General features: G+C 36.0%; 13 protein-coding genes. 7 read left to right on the forward strand and 6 right to left on the reverse strand.

Annotation, left to right across the window (positions count from 1 at the left end):
• The first annotated feature begins 114 nt into the window (after positions 1–114).
• The 6 genes from CNQ82_RS04990 to CNQ82_RS05015 all read left to right on the forward strand — a co-directional run bounded on the left by CNQ82_RS04990 (position 115) and on the right by CNQ82_RS05015 (position 6,619).
• On the forward strand, positions 115–1,467 hold the full coding sequence (locus CNQ82_RS04990; protein ID WP_123144352.1) for an isochorismate synthase: 1,353 nt from the start codon (positions 115–117) through the stop codon (positions 1,465–1,467).
• The gene (gene menD / locus CNQ82_RS04995; protein WP_123144353.1) at positions 1,460–3,127 is read left to right on the forward strand and encodes a 2-succinyl-5-enolpyruvyl-6-hydroxy-3-cyclohexene-1-carboxylic-acid synthase; all 1,668 of its coding nucleotides are present in this window, start codon (positions 1,460–1,462) and stop codon (positions 3,125–3,127) included. The genes CNQ82_RS04990 and menD overlap by 8 nt, the downstream gene beginning before the upstream one ends.
• Positions 3,120–3,935, forward strand: a complete 816-nt coding sequence (gene menH, locus CNQ82_RS05000) for a 2-succinyl-6-hydroxy-2,4-cyclohexadiene-1-carboxylate synthase (RefSeq protein WP_123144354.1) — start codon at positions 3,120–3,122, stop codon at positions 3,933–3,935. The genes menD and menH overlap by 8 nt, the downstream gene beginning before the upstream one ends.
• Positions 3,925–4,746, forward strand: a complete 822-nt coding sequence (gene menB, locus CNQ82_RS05005; protein WP_186824460.1) for a 1,4-dihydroxy-2-naphthoyl-CoA synthase — start codon at positions 3,925–3,927, stop codon at positions 4,744–4,746. Before menH ends, menB begins: the two co-directional genes overlap by 11 nt.
• A gap of 357 nt (positions 4,747–5,103) precedes the next feature.
• On the forward strand, positions 5,104–5,859 hold the full coding sequence (locus tag CNQ82_RS05010) for a CPBP family intramembrane glutamic endopeptidase (protein ID WP_206125375.1): 756 nt from the start codon (positions 5,104–5,106) through the stop codon (positions 5,857–5,859).
• Between the two features lie 319 nt (positions 5,860–6,178).
• Positions 6,179–6,619: a MarR family winged helix-turn-helix transcriptional regulator gene (locus CNQ82_RS05015; RefSeq protein ID WP_123144356.1), complete on the forward strand. Its 441-nt coding sequence runs from the start codon at positions 6,179–6,181 to the stop codon at positions 6,617–6,619.
• Between the two features lie 150 nt (positions 6,620–6,769).
• On the opposite strand, the gene CNQ82_RS05020 is transcribed toward CNQ82_RS05015, so the two are convergent.
• Positions 6,770–7,933, reverse strand: coding sequence for an aminotransferase class I/II-fold pyridoxal phosphate-dependent enzyme (locus CNQ82_RS05020; RefSeq protein ID WP_123144357.1), 1,164 nt, complete (start codon positions 7,931–7,933; stop codon positions 6,770–6,772).
• A gap of 183 nt (positions 7,934–8,116) precedes the next feature.
• Positions 8,117–9,121, reverse strand: a complete 1,005-nt coding sequence (locus CNQ82_RS05025; RefSeq protein WP_123144358.1) for an acyltransferase family protein — start codon at positions 9,119–9,121, stop codon at positions 8,117–8,119.
• A gap of 154 nt (positions 9,122–9,275) precedes the next feature.
• Here CNQ82_RS05025 and CNQ82_RS05030 point away from each other — a divergent pair, with 154 nt between their 5' ends.
• A complete protein-coding gene (locus tag CNQ82_RS05030; RefSeq protein ID WP_123144359.1) occupies positions 9,276–9,695 on the forward strand; it encodes a MarR family transcriptional regulator in 420 nt (139 codons plus the stop codon).
• Between the two features lie 472 nt (positions 9,696–10,167).
• Here CNQ82_RS05030 and CNQ82_RS05035 read toward each other — a convergent pair whose 3' ends face one another.
• The 4 genes from CNQ82_RS05035 to CNQ82_RS05050 all read right to left on the reverse strand — a co-directional run bounded on the left by CNQ82_RS05035 (position 10,168) and on the right by CNQ82_RS05050 (position 17,177).
• Positions 10,168–14,379 (reverse strand): N-acetylmuramoyl-L-alanine amidase, encoded by a 4,212-nt coding sequence (locus tag CNQ82_RS05035; protein ID WP_240624925.1) that lies wholly within the window; start codon positions 14,377–14,379, stop codon positions 10,168–10,170.
• A gap of 460 nt (positions 14,380–14,839) precedes the next feature.
• On the reverse strand, positions 14,840–15,262 hold the full coding sequence (locus CNQ82_RS05040; protein ID WP_123144360.1) for a GNAT family N-acetyltransferase: 423 nt from the start codon (positions 15,260–15,262) through the stop codon (positions 14,840–14,842).
• 102 nt (positions 15,263–15,364) lie between these two features.
• A complete protein-coding gene (locus CNQ82_RS05045; protein WP_095106098.1) occupies positions 15,365–15,835 on the reverse strand; it encodes a DUF2538 family protein in 471 nt (156 codons plus the stop codon).
• 22 nt (positions 15,836–15,857) lie between these two features.
• Complete coding sequence (locus CNQ82_RS05050; RefSeq protein ID WP_123144361.1) at positions 15,858–17,177, reverse strand: LCP family protein; 1,320 nt, start codon at positions 17,175–17,177, stop codon at positions 15,858–15,860.
• Positions 17,178–17,285: the final 108 nt, after the last annotated feature.

Genomic DNA, 17,285 nt, shown 5'->3' on the forward strand with positions numbered 1-17,285 from the left:
TCAACTTTTGTAAAGATTTTAACTTATTAAAATGCAAATCAAAGTACAGTGAAACGCAAAAAATGATACAATGAGATAATGTGAATAATTTGAATGACGAAAGAAGTGAGATAGATGACTGTAAGTGTTAAGGATGATCAAATTCTCGACGCTGTTTACGAAAACTCGGAAAAATGGGTTTCTGTTGAGATTAAAATTGACCAGCCGACAGATCCGATAATGCTTTTTCAAATGACTGAGGGACAAGCAAAAGATCGTTTTTATTTTAGAGACAACTCAGGGAAAACCGCCTTTTTCGGATATAATGCACTATTAAAATTGAAAAATAATCATGAAAATAAACAATCTATTTTTCGAGAATGGGAGAAATATAAAGAAGAAATTGCACTCATCCATCCGGATACGTCTCATCATCATCTGAAAGTTTGCGGAGGTTTCCAATTCTCAACGCATAAATCAGGAGATGAATGGCGTCAGTTCGGGTTGAATCACTTTGTCTTGCCAAAGGTACTGATTACTATGGAAGGAAATCACACCTACTTAACGTATACAGTGCCGAGAGATGAATTTAATATAGAAGATTTAAAGGCACTCGCTGAAAAAATAATAAGTACTGAAGTACAGCCTACTACACCTAATGGGGAAATCAAACGCTGCGAAGATATTTATAAAGACGAGTGGCTGAACATTGTTCAAGAAGCCATAGAGACGATGAATGAGGATGAAAAGATTGTATTAGCGCGTCGTCGTATGATTCAGTTCAATAAAGATATCGATATTGCTTATGTATTAGAAAATGCTTTGAAAAGTGAATCGAACAGTTATATTTTTGTCATCGAATCTGATCAATCTGTTTTCTTTTCACAAACACCAGAGCAGCTGATGGAAGTAGATAATCAAGTGCTATCTACTAAAGCAGTGGCAGGAACGATTAAACGTACCAACGATGAGCAAGAAGACAAACAGCATTTGGATGCCTTTTTACAAGATAAGAAGAACTTGCATGAGCATCACTTTGTAGTTCAAAGTATCTTAGATGATATTGAGCCTTATGTAGAGGATGTAGATTATAATCAACATCCGAAAATCTTGAAAAATGACCATCTTTATCATTTATACACGGAAATTTCAGGAACACTTAAAAATAAAACGTACATCGGTTTATTAGACCGCTTGCATCCAACACCAGCACTTGGAGGCTATCCAAAAGAAAAAGCGGTGGACTTTATCGAGCAAAGAGAGTTCGGTACGCGCGGCTTGTATGGTGCGCCTGTAGGTTATATTGATATGGAAGATAATTGCCAATTTATTGTGGCAATACGTTCAATGTTGATTAAACAAAATCAAGCAACATTATTTGCTGGCTGTGGAATTATTAAGCAATCAGAACCGGAAAGTGAACTTGCAGAAACTACTTTGAAATTCACGCCGATGATGAATGCTTTAGGAGTCGAAAATCATGGATAATCATCAAACTTTATTAACAAAACAAGTGTTTACAATGGCATCAGAAATGTATGCATATGGAGTGAGAGAGGCTGTCATCAGTCCAGGTTCACGCTCTACACCGCTTGCTTTAGCCTTTGAAGCACATCCGGGTATTCAAACATGGATTCATCCGGATGAACGTAGCGCTTCATTCTTTGCGCTCGGCTTAATCAAAGGCAGTAACCGTCCAGTTGCTATTTTATGTACTTCAGGAACTGCAGCTACTAATTATACGTCTGCAGTAGCGGAAAGTGACATCAGCAACTTGCCGCTTCTCGTCCTTACCAGCGACAGACCGCACGAGTTGCGAGGTATCGGTGCACCGCAAACGCTCAATCAAGTCAACATGTTCCAGAATTTCGTACGTCATCAATTCGACATGCCGCTCGCCGACGATTCTGACGGTGCCGTAGAAGTAGTCAAATATCAAATGCAGATTGCAAGTCAGTTCTTCCAAGGTCCGCAAAGAGGTCCAGTGCATTTGAATTTACCATTCAGAGAACCGTTGACACCTGATTTCGAAATGACAGATTTATTAACTACAGATGAAAAAGAAATACCTAACTATCAAAAAACGGCATCTATCGATAAAATTCTGCCTATCTTGAAGCAAAAGAAAGGGCTCATTATCGTTGGAGATATGCAACATCAAGATGCGCGAGAATTATTGCCGTTTGCGACGGTACATGACTTGCCTATCTTGGCAGGACCATTAAGCGGTTTGCGCCAATCTGAACATCCGAATGTGATTTCAACATATGACCTGCTGTTTCGTGCAGGACTCGACCCTGAAGTCGACTTTGTAATCAGAGTCGGCAAACCAGTATTATCTAAGAAATTAAATCAATGGCTGAAAGCTTCTAATGCTTATCAGATTTTAGTTCAAAATAGTGCATTGCCAGATGCTTTCCCGGTTCCTTCAGACATTACTTTCGAGATGTCTGCAAATGACTTTTTCCGCTCTTTAGGAGAAGTTCCAGTCATTTACCGTCGTGCTTGGTTGACGAAATGGCAGAAAATGAATTATCAAGCTGTAGCGGAAGTGGAAAGCTACGTCAATCATGCTACAGATGAAGCTGCAAACGTGGGTGTGCTCTTAGACAAACTCACTGAAGAAGATACTTTATTTGTCAGCAACAGTATGCCGATTCGAGATATTGACAATTTATTCGTCAAAGGTAAAATGCAGATTTATGCTAATAGGGGTGCGAACGGTATCGATGGGGTTATCTCCACCGCACTCGGCATGGCCGTTCATAAAAAGGTAACCTTGCTGATCGGAGACTTGGCTTTTTATCACGACATGAACGGTCTGTTGATGGCTAAATTAAATGATATTCATATCAATATTGTATTGTTGAACAATGATGGCGGAGGTATCTTCTCTTATCTGCCACAAAAACAATCAGCTGCACAATATTTCGAACGTTTATTTGGTACACCGACGCATCTAGAATTCAAACATACTGCCCATCTGTATGACTTCGGCTATCAACACTTAGAAACCGTAGAAGACTTTAAATACACCACACTTTCTCAGCTGGATTCATATATTTATGAAATCCGTACTGATCGTGAAGATAATTTGCAACAACATCAAATTCTATACAAGAAATTGAGTGAAATCGCCAATGCTTAACTATCAATTTTATGAAAGTACCGCTGCAAATCAAAGCAACCAGTTGCTCGTCATGCTCCACGGCTTTATCAGCGATGCTTCGACTTTCGATGCCCATATCGAAAGATTGCGTCCGTACGTCTCTATTTTAACAATAGAATTGCCAGGACACGGAGGAGACCAAAGCCCAGACACCGAAACATGGGACTTCTCCTACATTCAACGTGAATTGGACACAGTACTGCAGCACTATCGCAAGTACTGCATCACGTTACACGGCTACTCAATGGGAGGCCGTACCGCGTTGTATTACGCCCTTCACGGGAAAATAAAACCAGAAGGGCTGATACTCGAGAGTGCCTCTCCAGGTATTCAAGACAACGCTTCACGCACTGAGCGGATACGAGTAGATGAAGCACGCGCGAAAGTCTTAGAAATTGCGGGCATAGAATTATTTGTCAACGATTGGGAGAAACTGCCGCTGTTTGCCAGTCAAGCTGAAATGATGACTGCAACGCAAAGAGCGCGTATTCGTAATATGCGGTTGGCTCAAAATCCTGAACGGTTGGCCAAAGCCCTACGAGATTACGGCACAGGCAATATGCCGAATCTATGGCCAGAATTGTCTGCACTAGCAATGCCAGTCTGCTTGATAGTAGGAGAACGCGATGAGAAATTTGTGAGCATTGCAGATAAGATGGAAGCGGTTATACCGCGGTGTGAAGTACATGTGGTAGAAGAAGCGGGACACACTGTTCACGTGGAAGATGCCGAACAATTTGCTATAATAGTATTAGGTTTTTTAAATAAGGAGGATCATAATGACTAGACAGTGGGAAACACTTAAAGAATATGAAGAGATAAAATATGAATTTTTTGAAGGGATCGCTAAAATTACGATTAACCGTCCAGAAGTGCGTAACGCATTCACACCTAAAACAGTTCAAGAAATGATGGATGCTTTTTCACGCGCGCGTGATGATCAAAATATTTCAACTATCATTTTAACAGGTGAAGGCGACTTAGCATTCTGTTCAGGCGGAGACCAAAAAGTTCGCGGTCACGGCGGCTATGTCGGCGATGACCAAATTCCTCGATTAAACGTTCTTGATTTACAACGTTTAATCCGTGTGATTCCTAAACCAGTAGTTGCAATGGTTAAAGGTTATGCAATCGGCGGCGGTAACGTCTTACAAGTCGTATGTGACTTGACAATCGCAGCAGACAACGCTAAATTCGGTCAAACAGGTCCTAAAGTAGGTTCATTCGATGCAGGTTACGGTTCAGGCTATTTAGCACGCATTGTCGGACATAAAAAAGCACGTGAAATCTGGTATTTATGCCGTCAATACGATGCACAACAAGCTTTAGACATGGGAATGGCTAACACAGTTGTACCTTTAGATCGCATTGAAGATGAAACAGTACAATGGTGTAAAGAAATGATGCAACATTCTCCGACAGCATTACGTTTCTTGAAAGCAGCTATGAACGCTGATACAGACGGTTTAGCTGGCTTGCAACAAATGGCTGGAGATGCTACATTGCTTTACTACACTACTGATGAAGCAAAAGAAGGTCGCGATGCGTTTAAAGAAAAACGTAAACCAGACTTTGATCAATTCCCTAAATTCCCTTAATATTTTAAGCGGTAGTTATAGATTAGTAAGATAGTATTATATATAAAATTGAACGAGAAGCGGGACGGAAATGATAGTTATTAAACTTATTTCATCGTCCTATTTCGACAAAGCTAACGAGAAAAGAAAATGGCTAAGAATGAGACATTGGCTATTCGAGTAGTTATTGACAGTTCAGGAGAGGAGCTAGGACAATCATGTGTTCTAGCTCCTTTGTTGTAGTTGCGGATAGTGTTGCGGGGGGGAGTGTCGAGGCACGAGTTGGCTGCCTATACAGATTGAAGCGAAGCGGCCATGATAAGTAGTTTTTAATTAATTGCGAATTATGACATAAGTTGAAAATAATAAATTGGAATAATGAGGTATAATATAAGTGATAATAAATATAAATTTGAAGGCGCAGGTGACGCTAAGATGCAAAAAATGTTTCTTAAACACGAAACCCTGTCTTGTATTTTATTGATTGTTGCTTATGTAGTGATTAATTCATATTGCATGCAAAACTTCGGCTTAGCAGATTATCGCAGTACAATAATCAATACCTTAATTTCTATTTTGTTAATTTGGCTCATCATTAAATTAGGTAGAGTTCGTTATTATGGATTCACAAAAGTGCATGCACCGAAAAAGTATTTATATTTTATTCCGCTGATACTAATAGCCTCTGTAAATTTGTGGGGCGGTATGAAGATCAACTTTACTGTTGGAGAAACTTTATTTTTTGTTTTGACCATGATTAATGTTGGATTTATTGAAGAAGTGATTTTTAGAGGATTTTTATTTAAAATGATGGCAAAAGATAATTTGAAGTTAGCGATTATAGTCAGTGCAGTAACTTTCGGAATTGGTCACATTGTTAATTTGTTAAATGGCGGCGATTTAATTCCTACTTTGTTACAGATTTTTTATGCTATCGCCTTAGGGTATTTATTTGTGATTATTTTTTATAAAAGCAAATCTTTGGTACCTTGTATTATTACGCATATTCTAATTAACGTATCATCTATTTTTAATGCGAATACTAGTGATACTTCTTACTTAATACCTTTATTTATCATCATTGTTTCTGTAAGTTATGCACTTTATATTAATAGAAAAGTAAAAGTAGCTTAGAAATTGTCTAGTATACGAAATAAAAAGAATAAGAATTGAGCAGCGAATCGTTTGCGATTTGCTGCTTTTTTGAGCTTTGTAAAAGTTAAGGTTTATTTCATATAGTACTAGTTATTATATTGTTAAAGAAGTGTACTTTTATATTTTTTCAATAATAAGGTAGAACTTAACTATCTGTTAATACAATTTATTAAATAAACGAAAAAATATCTTAATTTAAACAAATTATAAAAAGCACTATTGAAATTACTTTTAAAACAAAAGTATTCTATTGACATTCATTGAAAAATTGAATATATTTAAAAGGAGGTGGAATATATTGGCTAATAAGCAGAACCAGAAGTTTGATCAAGATTTATGCTTTCTTTTCTATATTACAACTAAAGAAATTGTTAACCGTTTTAATAAATATTTAAAGCAGTATAACATCAGCTTTCCTAATTATATTGTTCTATCTTACATAAAAGAAGATGAAGAGATATATGTGAAAACGTTATGTGACAAATTATTTTTAGATTCAGGGACAATTAGCCCGATTGTTAAAAGATTAGAAAAGAAAAAATTGATAAAAAGAAAAAGATTACCTGAAGATGAGCGCAAAGTAGTATTGAGTTTGACAAAAGAAGGCTTAGCTCTCAAAGAAGAGTTTGCGGATATCTCTACACACGTAGTTGATCAATTGAATTTAGACAGTGATGAAAAAGAGAATTACTACAATATGATGCAACGTTTTGTAGATAAAAATTTAGTTGAACCTTAATATTAATCTGAATTACTAAAATTTAATAGCTAAAAGAAGGGGAAATATGAACAACTCAGAGTATAATAAGACATTCAACTATAATATGGTCCTTTTGAAACCAATAAAAGTGAGAGAGTACTTATAAAAAATACTATCTCACTTTTTTAATTAGTCTATATATTGATTCAAATAATTTTCTAAACGATTCATGCCTTCTTTGATTGTTTCTAAATCATAAGCATAAGAAATTCGTACATGACCTTTGCCTGAGTCTGTAAATGAAGAACCTGGGACCATCGCAATATGTGCTTTCTCTAAAGCATCTATACAAAATTGATAATCATCTTCGATACCGAATGGGGCTAAGCTAGGGAAAATATAAAAAGCGCCTTCAGGTTCAGCATCTAGGGCAAATCCCATATCTAACAAACGTGATTTTAAATAAGCAAGGCGTTCCTCATAAGCTTCGTTCATTTTTTTAGGCGCATCAATGCCCTCTGTCAATGCCGTAATACAAGCAATTTGAGCAGGGACATTCGCACAAATAGTATTATAAGCATGCATAAAGGTTAATTTTTCAATTAAATACTCAGGACCTATTAAAAAACCTATGCGAATACCAGTAGCAGAATGAGATTTACTTAATCCGCTGATTAGAAGCAACTGATTGCGTATTTCTTTAAATTCGGCTAAGGAAGTATGTTGACCATTGAAAGTATTTTCAGCATAAATTTCATCACTTAAGATAAAAATTTGATGTTGTTTTAATTCTTCCGCAAGCGCTGACGCTTCATCGTGTGTTAATATCACTCCAGTAGGGTTTGTCGGATAATTAAGCATAATCGCTTTAGTTTTAGGAGTAATATGAGCTCTAATCGCTTCAGGTGTTATTTTAAAACCAGTTTGTGTGGTATCTACATAGACCGGCTGGCCTCCTAGCGTTTCGATCAATGGTATATAACCTGCATAGATAGGACTTGGAAGTATAATTTCATCACCTGGTTCCAAAATACTTCTCAAAGCAGTATCGATGGCTTCACTCGCCCCGTTAGTGATAATAATTTCTTCTTCGTTATAATCAACTTGATAACGGTGGTTAAAATAATTGCGGATAGCTGTTCTTGTTTCCATTAATCCTTTATTATGCGAATAACTTGTTTGATCGTCTTGAATCGCTTTAATATATGCATCTTTTACAACCTCTGGCATTGGAAAATCAGGCTGGCCGATAGTGAGATTGACACAATCAGGAATATTTTTAATGCGACTTGAGAATTGACGGATACTTGGTGCTCGTAAAAATTTAGAATTGTTGTTTAAAGATAGTTCCACTGCATTACACCTCTATTATTAACTTCGATATGTATATAAATTTCATCTTATCATATTTAATAGGCAGAAATCGAATAGATATCTGAAAACAAACAATCTTTAAGAAAAGAGTAGTGATATTTATTTTTTCATCCAAACAAAACAGACCGAGACAGTGATTAATGTCTCAGCCTATAAATTTAATTAAGGTTTGAATTTAGAAGGAGATTTTAAATTAATAACTGGATTAGTCCACTTAGCTATAAAGTTTGAAGATAAAATATAAACAATAATAGCAGATGTTACGAATAGATAAATATAAGTTAAGATTGAAATTGGATCTTTGAATGGATATAAATCAAATCCGCGAATAATACCAATAGCAATACCATGTAAAAGATATACATACATCGTACGTTGACCTATATAAGTATAGAAATGTTTTTTAGATGACATTAAATTCATAAATGAAAACATCGTTATACAAATTATAAAGTACAGTAATAGTCTTTTTAATGGACTGAATATGCTTTTTCCATCTAAAGAGCTATAAGGCGAGCTTCCAAGCAACCAATCAGGGTTAATTGGATGCATAGTATAGATGACATAAAACGCAATCAAAATTGTAATCGAAATAGGTAACCAGCGTTTGTTACGTAAAATCATAGTCTGATGCTTATTCATAAGATAACCTAGATAAAAAATAGGGAAGAACACAATGGTTCTAGAATAACTCATGTAACCATCTATGTTTGAAGAAAATCCAGCAAACATTGCGACTAAAATAGCAATTGGCATCACATAATAAGGTTTATAATTTTTGATAATAACTAAAATCACATGGAACATAAAGAGTGTCAATAAAAACCATAATGCGAATACAGGATTAAATGGATCTAACTGCAAGTCGCTGCTTTTCCCTGTCAGATAATAATAAACTGAAAAGAAGCAGAAGAAACAAATATAGGGCACTAATAGCTTTTTAGCTACTTTTTCTAAGTGACCAGGTTTACCAGCATTTTTTGAAAAATAACCTGAAATAAAAAGAAATGAAGGCATATGAAAGCTATAAATTAACAAATAAAGCGATCCCATAAATTTATGTCCTTCTACATAGGGATTAATTAAATGTCCAAGAACTACAAGATAAATGAGAAACGCACGTGCATTATCAAAGAAATAATCACGATGTTCTAGTGTCTTGTGCATAACGATATGTATCTCCTTTGGATAATTAGGATAACCCTAACGTATTACAGATATATACATAAATGCAAGGTAAACAACTTCTTGACATTTAGTGTTGTATATTTTGTTAATAAATTTTATAATATAAGCATTACAGTAAATGGGGTAGACAGCTATGTATAAACAACTTGAACAACAAATAACTGTTACGCATAATGATTTAATAATAGTAAATAGACGCTTTGGACAACGTGCTAATTTGACTATAGAACAAATAGATTTATTAAGAACGCTTAATGAATATCATCGCTTATCGCAATATGATTTAACGATGAAAGTAGGGAAAGAACAGTCGATTGTATCGCGCTGGATAAAAAAATTAGTACAATTAGGCTATGTAGTCAGCCATCAATCGCATCAAGATTTACGCTGCAAGGAACTAGAGGTTACGGATAAATCTCGTATTCTAATCAATCAAATTAATGAAGCGCGTCAGGAATTGATAGAAGCGCGATGTGAAAGGCTATCTGAAACAGATGTCAAGCAGCTGTATGATTTATTAGCAAAATTAAATAAAAAGAGTTTCGTTATTTAATGAAAGTCAAGCTTTGCGATCTTATTGAACAAAGCTTGACTTTTTGTTTTGTAAAAAAGAGGGGCGGGGAGGGATGAGTTGAGTTGATAGAAGCGGAATAATTAAGTGGATATATTGGTTGGGTTTAGGGAATCTTATCCAATAAAAGGATATATTGGCCAAGAATGAGGGCAACGTGTCCAATAAACAGATATATCGGCCAAGATGGGTGCGAACGTGTCCAATAAACGGATATATCGGCCAAGATGGGTGCGAACGTGTCTAATAAATGAATATATTGGCCAAGATGGGTGCGAACGTGTCCAATAAATGAATATATTAGCCTAGATTAGGACGAACGTGTCCAATAAATCAAATTACATACTATCTCTCATAAAAAAGCTCCCTATAAAGTTTTCACTTTTGAAGTGTCTGCTTTATAGGGAGCATTTCAATTATGTCCTATTGCTATTCGCTATCTTTGTATAGCTTATTAGCCTTTATAATTATCGATATCGAAATATTTACCTGATTCGCCGATAGAATCATACATTTGTTTCATACGTGTTGCATTGTGACTTGCCCAGTTAATATCAGTAGCATATTGATGGTTACCTGGGGAACTTGGATTCCAACGCATACGATATAGTGTATTTTGTCCTTGATTGATATAAGCATTTTTAATGAATTGAGCTCCGCCGATAATCGCTTTGCTTACCGAGTCCCATCCATAATTTTGAGCTGTTTTAAAGCCGCCGCGTACAGCGTCTGTATCAATCGCTCCAATACCAAACATATTGTAGTATTTAGGATTGCTGTTAGTCACAATTTTACCAGCGCTATTTACAACACCGCCATTAGCAAGCATTGAAGTACCATTGCCTGTTTCTAAAAGGGCATGAGAGATTAAATATATTTCATTAATATCGTATTTTTGAGCAGCTTGTGCAAATGCAGCGCCTTGTCCTTCTAAAATGCCTTTACCTTTTAAGAGTTGGTTAACGCTATTTGCTGAAAGCTTTTGAGCTTTATCTAAGCGCAAGAATTGATATTTTTGAGTCGCATCTTCAGTAATTGTTTTTGGATCCATAGCAGTTTTTACTTCATCCTTAGTCGCATTTACCCAAATACCAGGTGTACGTTGGATTTGAGGTGGCCAAGGTGAATTTGATTGTGTATTTGCTGCTTGGTTTAACGTATATGGAGATGTAGATACTCTTGTAAATGTATCACGAACATCTGCTGCTTTAATCCAAATCGTTTTTCCATTTGCCAATACACCATGATACCAAGTAATACCATTTACAAGTTGTTTTTCATAAACTGAAATAATATTACCGTATTGGTCTTTTAGTGAACCTAGAACTTTACCGTTTGGTGTGTTGTAAGAAGTTCCGTTTGCATTAGCGATAATATAATCATGTTTGTAAGCTGTTGCAGGTTGAGCTTTAGCTTTTGCTTGAGTTGCAGCTTTTTGTGTTGCTGCTTGAGTTTGAACTAAGTCTTTTTCATTAATCCAACCTGTTTTGCCATTAATTGTTCCATAAACGTAAGTTACTCCGTTAACTACTTTACGCTTAGAAGCTTGGAAGGCACCTTTAGCTTGTTTCAATGCGTCAATTTGTTGTTTTTGAGTACCCCATGGCATTGTATAAAGACCGCTGTTACCTGATTTAACATTATATTTTGTTGAAACTGGTGTAGCATTGCTTTGGTTTACAACTTTAACATCCTTAGCGTTAACCCAGCCAAGTGGCGTTGCTAATCCATTGTTTTGTAATAAATAATATAATGTTCCATCTTGGTTGCGTTCTCTTAAAATATCATACGTATAGCCTAAATATTTAGCAGCATTTGCACCTTTAGCATCATAAACAGAAGCGCGTAAACCATATTGATTAGATACAAATTGACCTAATTTATTTACAACTACAGTTTGATTAAGGTTAGAAGCAGCTTTAGTTGCAGGTTTTGGCGCAACTTTAGTTGTTGCTTTAGCCGCTGGTTTTGTTGTAGTAGCAGCCTTAGCAGTAGGTTGAACTGCTTTTTTCACTGAGTTGATCACTTTAGTGACAGGTTTGGCTACCGTTTTAGTTGCTGCTGCTGTTTTAGCAACTGGTTTGACTGCTGTTTTAGTATTAACAGTAGTTTTAGCTGCCGGTTTAGTAGCGGTTTTAGCAACAGGTTGAGTTGCCTTTTTCGCTACAGTCGTTGTTTTTGCTGGTGTAGCAGTTTTCACAGCTGGTTTTATTGCAGTCTTAGTTGGTGTAGCTGTTTTGGTAACTGGTTTTGCAACAGTTGTTTTCTTAGTTGTTGAAGGTGTTGTTGCATTTGCTGCTTTAACTCCAGTTTTTGGCGGATTTACAGTTTTCACTGCAGTCTTCGGTGCAGTATATTTTGTGAGTTTCGTACTGTCCACCCAAGCATTTTTACCATTTATAGCACCGTATACATAAGTTAAAGTACCAACTTCTGTTTGTTTCTGAGCTTTGAATTGTTGTGCACCAGATCCTGTTACTGAACTGATAGATTGACGCTCAGAGCCCCAAGGAGTGTGATATAGTTTAGTGCCTGGTTGAACAGAGTAAGTTGTTGTATTTGATGTTACAGGTTTTCCTACACGATAGTTAATATCATTGGTTTGTACCCACCCGACATTTTTGTTTTGGTTATAATCTGTAATTAAATAGAATGATTTATCGCCTAATAATGCTTTTTTAGTTAAGCGGTAAGTTCTGTCATTAATCGCCGAATTTTGCACGCCAGCTTTATCGTATACAGTTGTATAAACACCGTGATTATTTGCAGCAACACGACCAATTGAATCAACAGGAATTACTTTTAATTGTGAATTCGCAGGTGTTGTTGAATTCTTAGGTGCAGTTGGTGTTTTAGGTGTATTTGTTTTTGGTGGAGCTGGTGTGCTGGCAGAAGTGCCCCAAGGCGCCACTTTGCCTTCTTTAATTAAATATTTTTCATTAATTAAATCGTATAACTGATCGTAACTATAATTATGCGCTTGTAAGTAGGCATGCGGGTCAGTATGATCAGTTCCGCTCAAGTATCTTGAAATAGCGTCATGTGTCCAAACTGTACCTTGACCATCATATTCAGCGCTATCAGGTTTCAAACCATAATATTGCAAGTTTGTCGCTGCATAATCAGCATAGTTATTCATTTGACGTGCAAAACCGTCGTAAGAATGTTCATGAACAAGTTCGATATGAATAAAGCGTTGGTTGCCGACAGGTCCAGCGCCCCATGCAAGGTAGTCAGTATCTGCAGTTTCTACAATACGATTACCATCAATGAAACCATGTACAAAGGCATTTTGCCAATTGTTTTTCATATAATTAATTTCACCATTAATATTTGAAGTTTCATTAGCTGTATCATGGATTACAATACCTTCAGGTTTGCCATAGCGATAATTATATTTTGGAAGATAAGGCGAAAAATCTTGCTCGTAAGTTGGTGCTTTAAAATTATTTTTACGAATATAATCGTTGATAGACGAATTTACAGTCGGTTTATACTTCGGTAAAGATGAAGTTGCTTGTGTCGCAGCATAAGTTACAGGAGTAACTGAACGTGCTGCAGTTGTCGTTGCTTTAGCAGGTTGAACTGCAAGTTTTTGAACAGCCGGTTGAGCAGCAGCTGGTTTTGGACTGTTAGCCGTTGTTTTCGCTGTTTGAGCTGTAGCCGGTTTCACATTGGTAGTTGTAGTCTTCGCTGATTGAGCAGTCGGCTGCGCTGTTTGTTTTTGAGCAGTAGCTGCTCCTGGTTTTGTCACTTGAGCTGTAGCTGCCTTCACATTGCTAGCTGTAGTCTTCGCCGATTGAGCAGTGGGTTGGGCTGTTTGTTTTTGAGCAGCGGGTTGAGCTGCAAAAGAGCGTACAACAAATTTAGGTGTTACTTTATTTTCAGTATCCGCTATATTATTTTGATCAACAGATGCAACAGGTTTCGTTTCTTTAGGTGCTGTATTATTTTCTGCTTCTACTGCATTATCAATTTTTTTATTTTGTGCAACTTCGTTTTCATTGTTAAGTTGCTCATCTTGTTTAGCTGCTTCCGGTTGAGGTTGTTGCTCATCTTGTTTAGCTGCTTCCGGTTGAGATGGTTGCTCATCTTGTTTAGCTGCTTCAGGCTGAGGTTGTTGCTCAGCAGCTGGTTGCTGTGCAGTTTCAGCAACTTTTTCACCTGAATTTTCTTGTGCATCAGAATTTATTGCAGAAGCATCTTGAACTTGTGCTTGAGCTTCTGGTGAGTTTTGTTCTGTCCCTTGTTGTCCTTCTTGAGCTGGTGCAGAAACAGGGTTACCTTCATTTGAATTCGCTTCATTCGTTTGAGAACTAGCTGAATCCTGTGTTTCAGCAGTATCATTACTCTTTTCTGTATTGGAAGATAATTCCTCAAGTTTTGAATCATAGCTTAAATTTTGCGGACTAGTTAGAGGTTGAACTTGTGCAGGGTCTTTATATGCTTGTGTACCTGCAACTTTGTTGTCATTATTCTCTGCTTGGCCTTGAGTATTATTTGTTAGATTAGTCGGTTGTTGTCTCTGATCAGCTGTACGATTGCTCTTTGAATTTGTATCAGTTCCAGTAGAACTATCAGCAAAAGCTTGATGCGTAGTGATTGCAGTTCCTGCAATAGTGAGTGCAATGATAGCGGGTGCTTTGTAATGAAACTTTTTAGACATGAAACTACTCCTTTTTTAACTATATATTATTTGAATATATTACAGTCTGTAGACAAACGTTTCGAGTTGTATTTTCTGTCCTCGAAGAAGTTTGTAAATTCAAATACCCAGTATAGGCGTGGTGTAACGTCAGAAAATATATAACGTGAATAGAAGTGAAGGTAAACAGTATGTAAACAGACTCTTCAAGATATATATCCAAATCAGGAGAATTTAACCATTAAATTATAATTATCTGAACGGATATAACTTCTTGTTATCACTTTGTAATATATCATTTTCATACAGTATAATACTTCTTAAGTCGTAGGTTAGTCTTTTTAATCGATTTGTAACCAAACCTTAATATCGTTAAATGAATTATAAGAAACCAAGATTATATTTTTTTGACCTATACTATTAATTCACGTAAAAAAGACTAGGACATATAATAACATGTCTCAGTCTAATCGGTAAGCCTTCAAATTTCCTTTTGCATTTCAATATGCTCAATTCCTTCTTCTAAAAAAATAGCTCCGTGGGGTTGATAGCCTAAAGATTCATAAAAAGGTTGTGCTTGGATTTGACCGTTTAATATGGCTTTTTTAAATCCGTCATTTTTAGCTTGCTGCTCAATAAATTGCATTAATTGGCGCCCAATGCCGTGTTTTCGGAAGGGTTTAGCGACTACTACACGTTCAATTTTGGCCATTTCATGGTAGGAACGATAGCGGGCAGCGGCGATAGGGAGGTTATTATCGTCATATCCAATAATGTGAGTAGATTCATCTTCAAATTGATCAAATTCATTTTCTTGCGGTACATGTTGTTCATCTACAAATACTTTTTTTCTAAGTTCGAAGCAGTCATTTAATTCTTTTTTACTTTGTGCAATCTTATACATTATTATCATCCTTTATAAATTGAAAAGTACTTCAAAGTTTCTTCAAGAATATAGAAAAATCGCTATAAATGCACTAAATTCAATACATTTATAGCGAAATATTTATTGAGCGTATTTTCTTACGATTGCAGTATATTGCCAGAATATACGCATTTGAGCGATATTCCAATTGTTCATTCCCATTGTAAATCCAGATGGTTTGAAAATATTCACGTCTGTGACTTCCAAAGCAGCTGCAATAAGATACTGAATAGGAACACTGATTTTTTGCATTGTTTCAGTTACACCATTTTCATCATAAACCCAAGAAAATGGAAGTTCAGATTGAAAAATATCTACGCGATCAAAAATTTCAGGTAGTGCAACAATATAACATGCTCCATCGATAAATGGATTTTCTACACTATCTTTATAGTAGAGTAAGAGTGCTTCATAATTTTCACGGTGTTGATGATTAACGTAGAAAAATTCATTACGAAAATGTGCCATGTCTTTACTGTGTATAATCTGTTGTTCTAATACACCGAACATCCCGTTAATATTATTAAGCTTTTCATATGTTTTTCGCGGCATCTCATTCTCTCCCTTCTATTAATTAATAATACCCTTGATTAGAAGGCGCTTGCTGTGCATTATTCACATCAGTTTGTGGATTACCTTGTTGAGTTTGATCCGGTACTTGCTGTTGATCTTGGTTATAGCCGTTAGGGTCTTGCTGTACATTTGGAGCTTGTTGGCTATTAGGATCCTGTTGAGCATTAGGATCTTGTTGTTGGTTAGGGTCTCCTTGATTTTGCTGATCATCATTTTGATCTTGGTTTTCACCTTGATCTACATCGTTGTCATTTTTACCTTTAGAAGTATCATGTTGATTTTTACGTAACAGACTTTCATCTATTTCGGTTAATGGTACCAATTCACCATATTGATCGATGAAACGCTGATTTAAGAAATCGTCATTATCTTTAATTTTAGGCAAACCTAAGTCTCCACGCAATAAATTAGAGAATTTCTTGATACTCTTAATATCTGGGTTGTAATAATAGATACCATTTAACATATCATTATTGCCTTCTAATTGTTCTGTTTTAATTTTAAGGTCTGCTGGCAAATATGTACTCAATAGACTTTGGATATCTTTATTAGATAGGTCATGTTTCGAATTCTTACCTACAATTTCAACTAAATTATTTAATTTGTTAACAGAATCAAGTTTTTGAGCTTTTTTGAATAGAATTTTAATCAATTCCATTTGTCTTTGGCCACGCTTTAAATCAGAATCGTGATACCGTGTTCTGGCTACCGCTAAAGCTTGGTCGCCATTCAGTTTATGATAACCTTTTTTAACTTTAGTACGTCCGTCATCATTAGTGTTCGGTTCGTTTAAATTATATGGAACATCGTAGTAAATACCGCCTAATTCATCTACAGCTTGTACGAATGCATCCATATCTACACGCACATAATAATCTACGGGGACGTTCAAAGTACCTTCCACTGCATCCATCGCAGCTACAGGGCCGCCATAAGCATGGGCATGGGTGATTTTATCATAATAGCCGACTTTTGGAATGTAACTAATAGTATCACGCGGAATACTTAACATTCTTACTTGTTTTTTATCGGGATTAAGAGTAGATAAAATCATTGCGTCAGTTCTAGAATGTTCAGTTGATTGACCATTTTCTCGTCTTCCTTTATTATCATCGATTCCTAGAAATAAGATAGAAACAGGATCTTTAGCCGGATTTACTTTGCCATTTCTTAAATTGGAAGTTCTGTCTGTATTTTCCCCGCTAAAAGAAGTATCGATTGCATGTTGCGATGTTCTTAAGAGAATCACCGCAAATACAATAGGAATAATGACCAGGACAAGCGAGAGTAGAATCAAAAAATATTTGAAAACTTTATTCATTATTTTTACTCCTGGTTTTATTAGAATGTGCAGCAACTACAATAGAATTAACTTACCAACTGTATGTAACTGCTTTGAAATTTGTACATTATAACCATATATTCTAAT

Source organism: Staphylococcus debuckii (assembly GCF_003718735.1).
GTDB lineage: Bacteria > Bacillota > Bacilli > Staphylococcales > Staphylococcaceae > Staphylococcus > Staphylococcus debuckii.

Coding starts and splice junctions, on each gene's coding strand:
- CNQ82_RS05035 (WP_240624925.1), bottom strand. CDS start 14,379: ATGTCTAAAAAGTTTCATTACAAAGCACCCGCTATCATTGCACTCACT.
- CNQ82_RS05010 (WP_206125375.1), top strand. CDS start 5,104: ATGAGGTATAATATAAGTGATAATAAATATAAATTTGAAGGCGCAGGT.
- CNQ82_RS05040 (WP_123144360.1), bottom strand. CDS start 15,262: ATGTATAAGATTGCACAAAGTAAAAAAGAATTAAATGACTGCTTCGAA.
- menD (WP_123144353.1), top strand. CDS start 1,460: ATGGATAATCATCAAACTTTATTAACAAAACAAGTGTTTACAATGGCA.
- CNQ82_RS04990 (WP_123144352.1), top strand. CDS start 115: ATGACTGTAAGTGTTAAGGATGATCAAATTCTCGACGCTGTTTACGAA.
- CNQ82_RS05025 (WP_123144358.1), bottom strand. CDS start 9,121: ATGCACAAGACACTAGAACATCGTGATTATTTCTTTGATAATGCACGT.
- menH (WP_123144354.1), top strand. CDS start 3,120: ATGCTTAACTATCAATTTTATGAAAGTACCGCTGCAAATCAAAGCAAC.
- CNQ82_RS05030 (WP_123144359.1), top strand. CDS start 9,276: ATGTATAAACAACTTGAACAACAAATAACTGTTACGCATAATGATTTA.
- CNQ82_RS05050 (WP_123144361.1), bottom strand. CDS start 17,177: ATGAATAAAGTTTTCAAATATTTTTTGATTCTACTCTCGCTTGTCCTG.
- CNQ82_RS05045 (WP_095106098.1), bottom strand. CDS start 15,835: ATGCCGCGAAAAACATATGAAAAGCTTAATAATATTAACGGGATGTTC.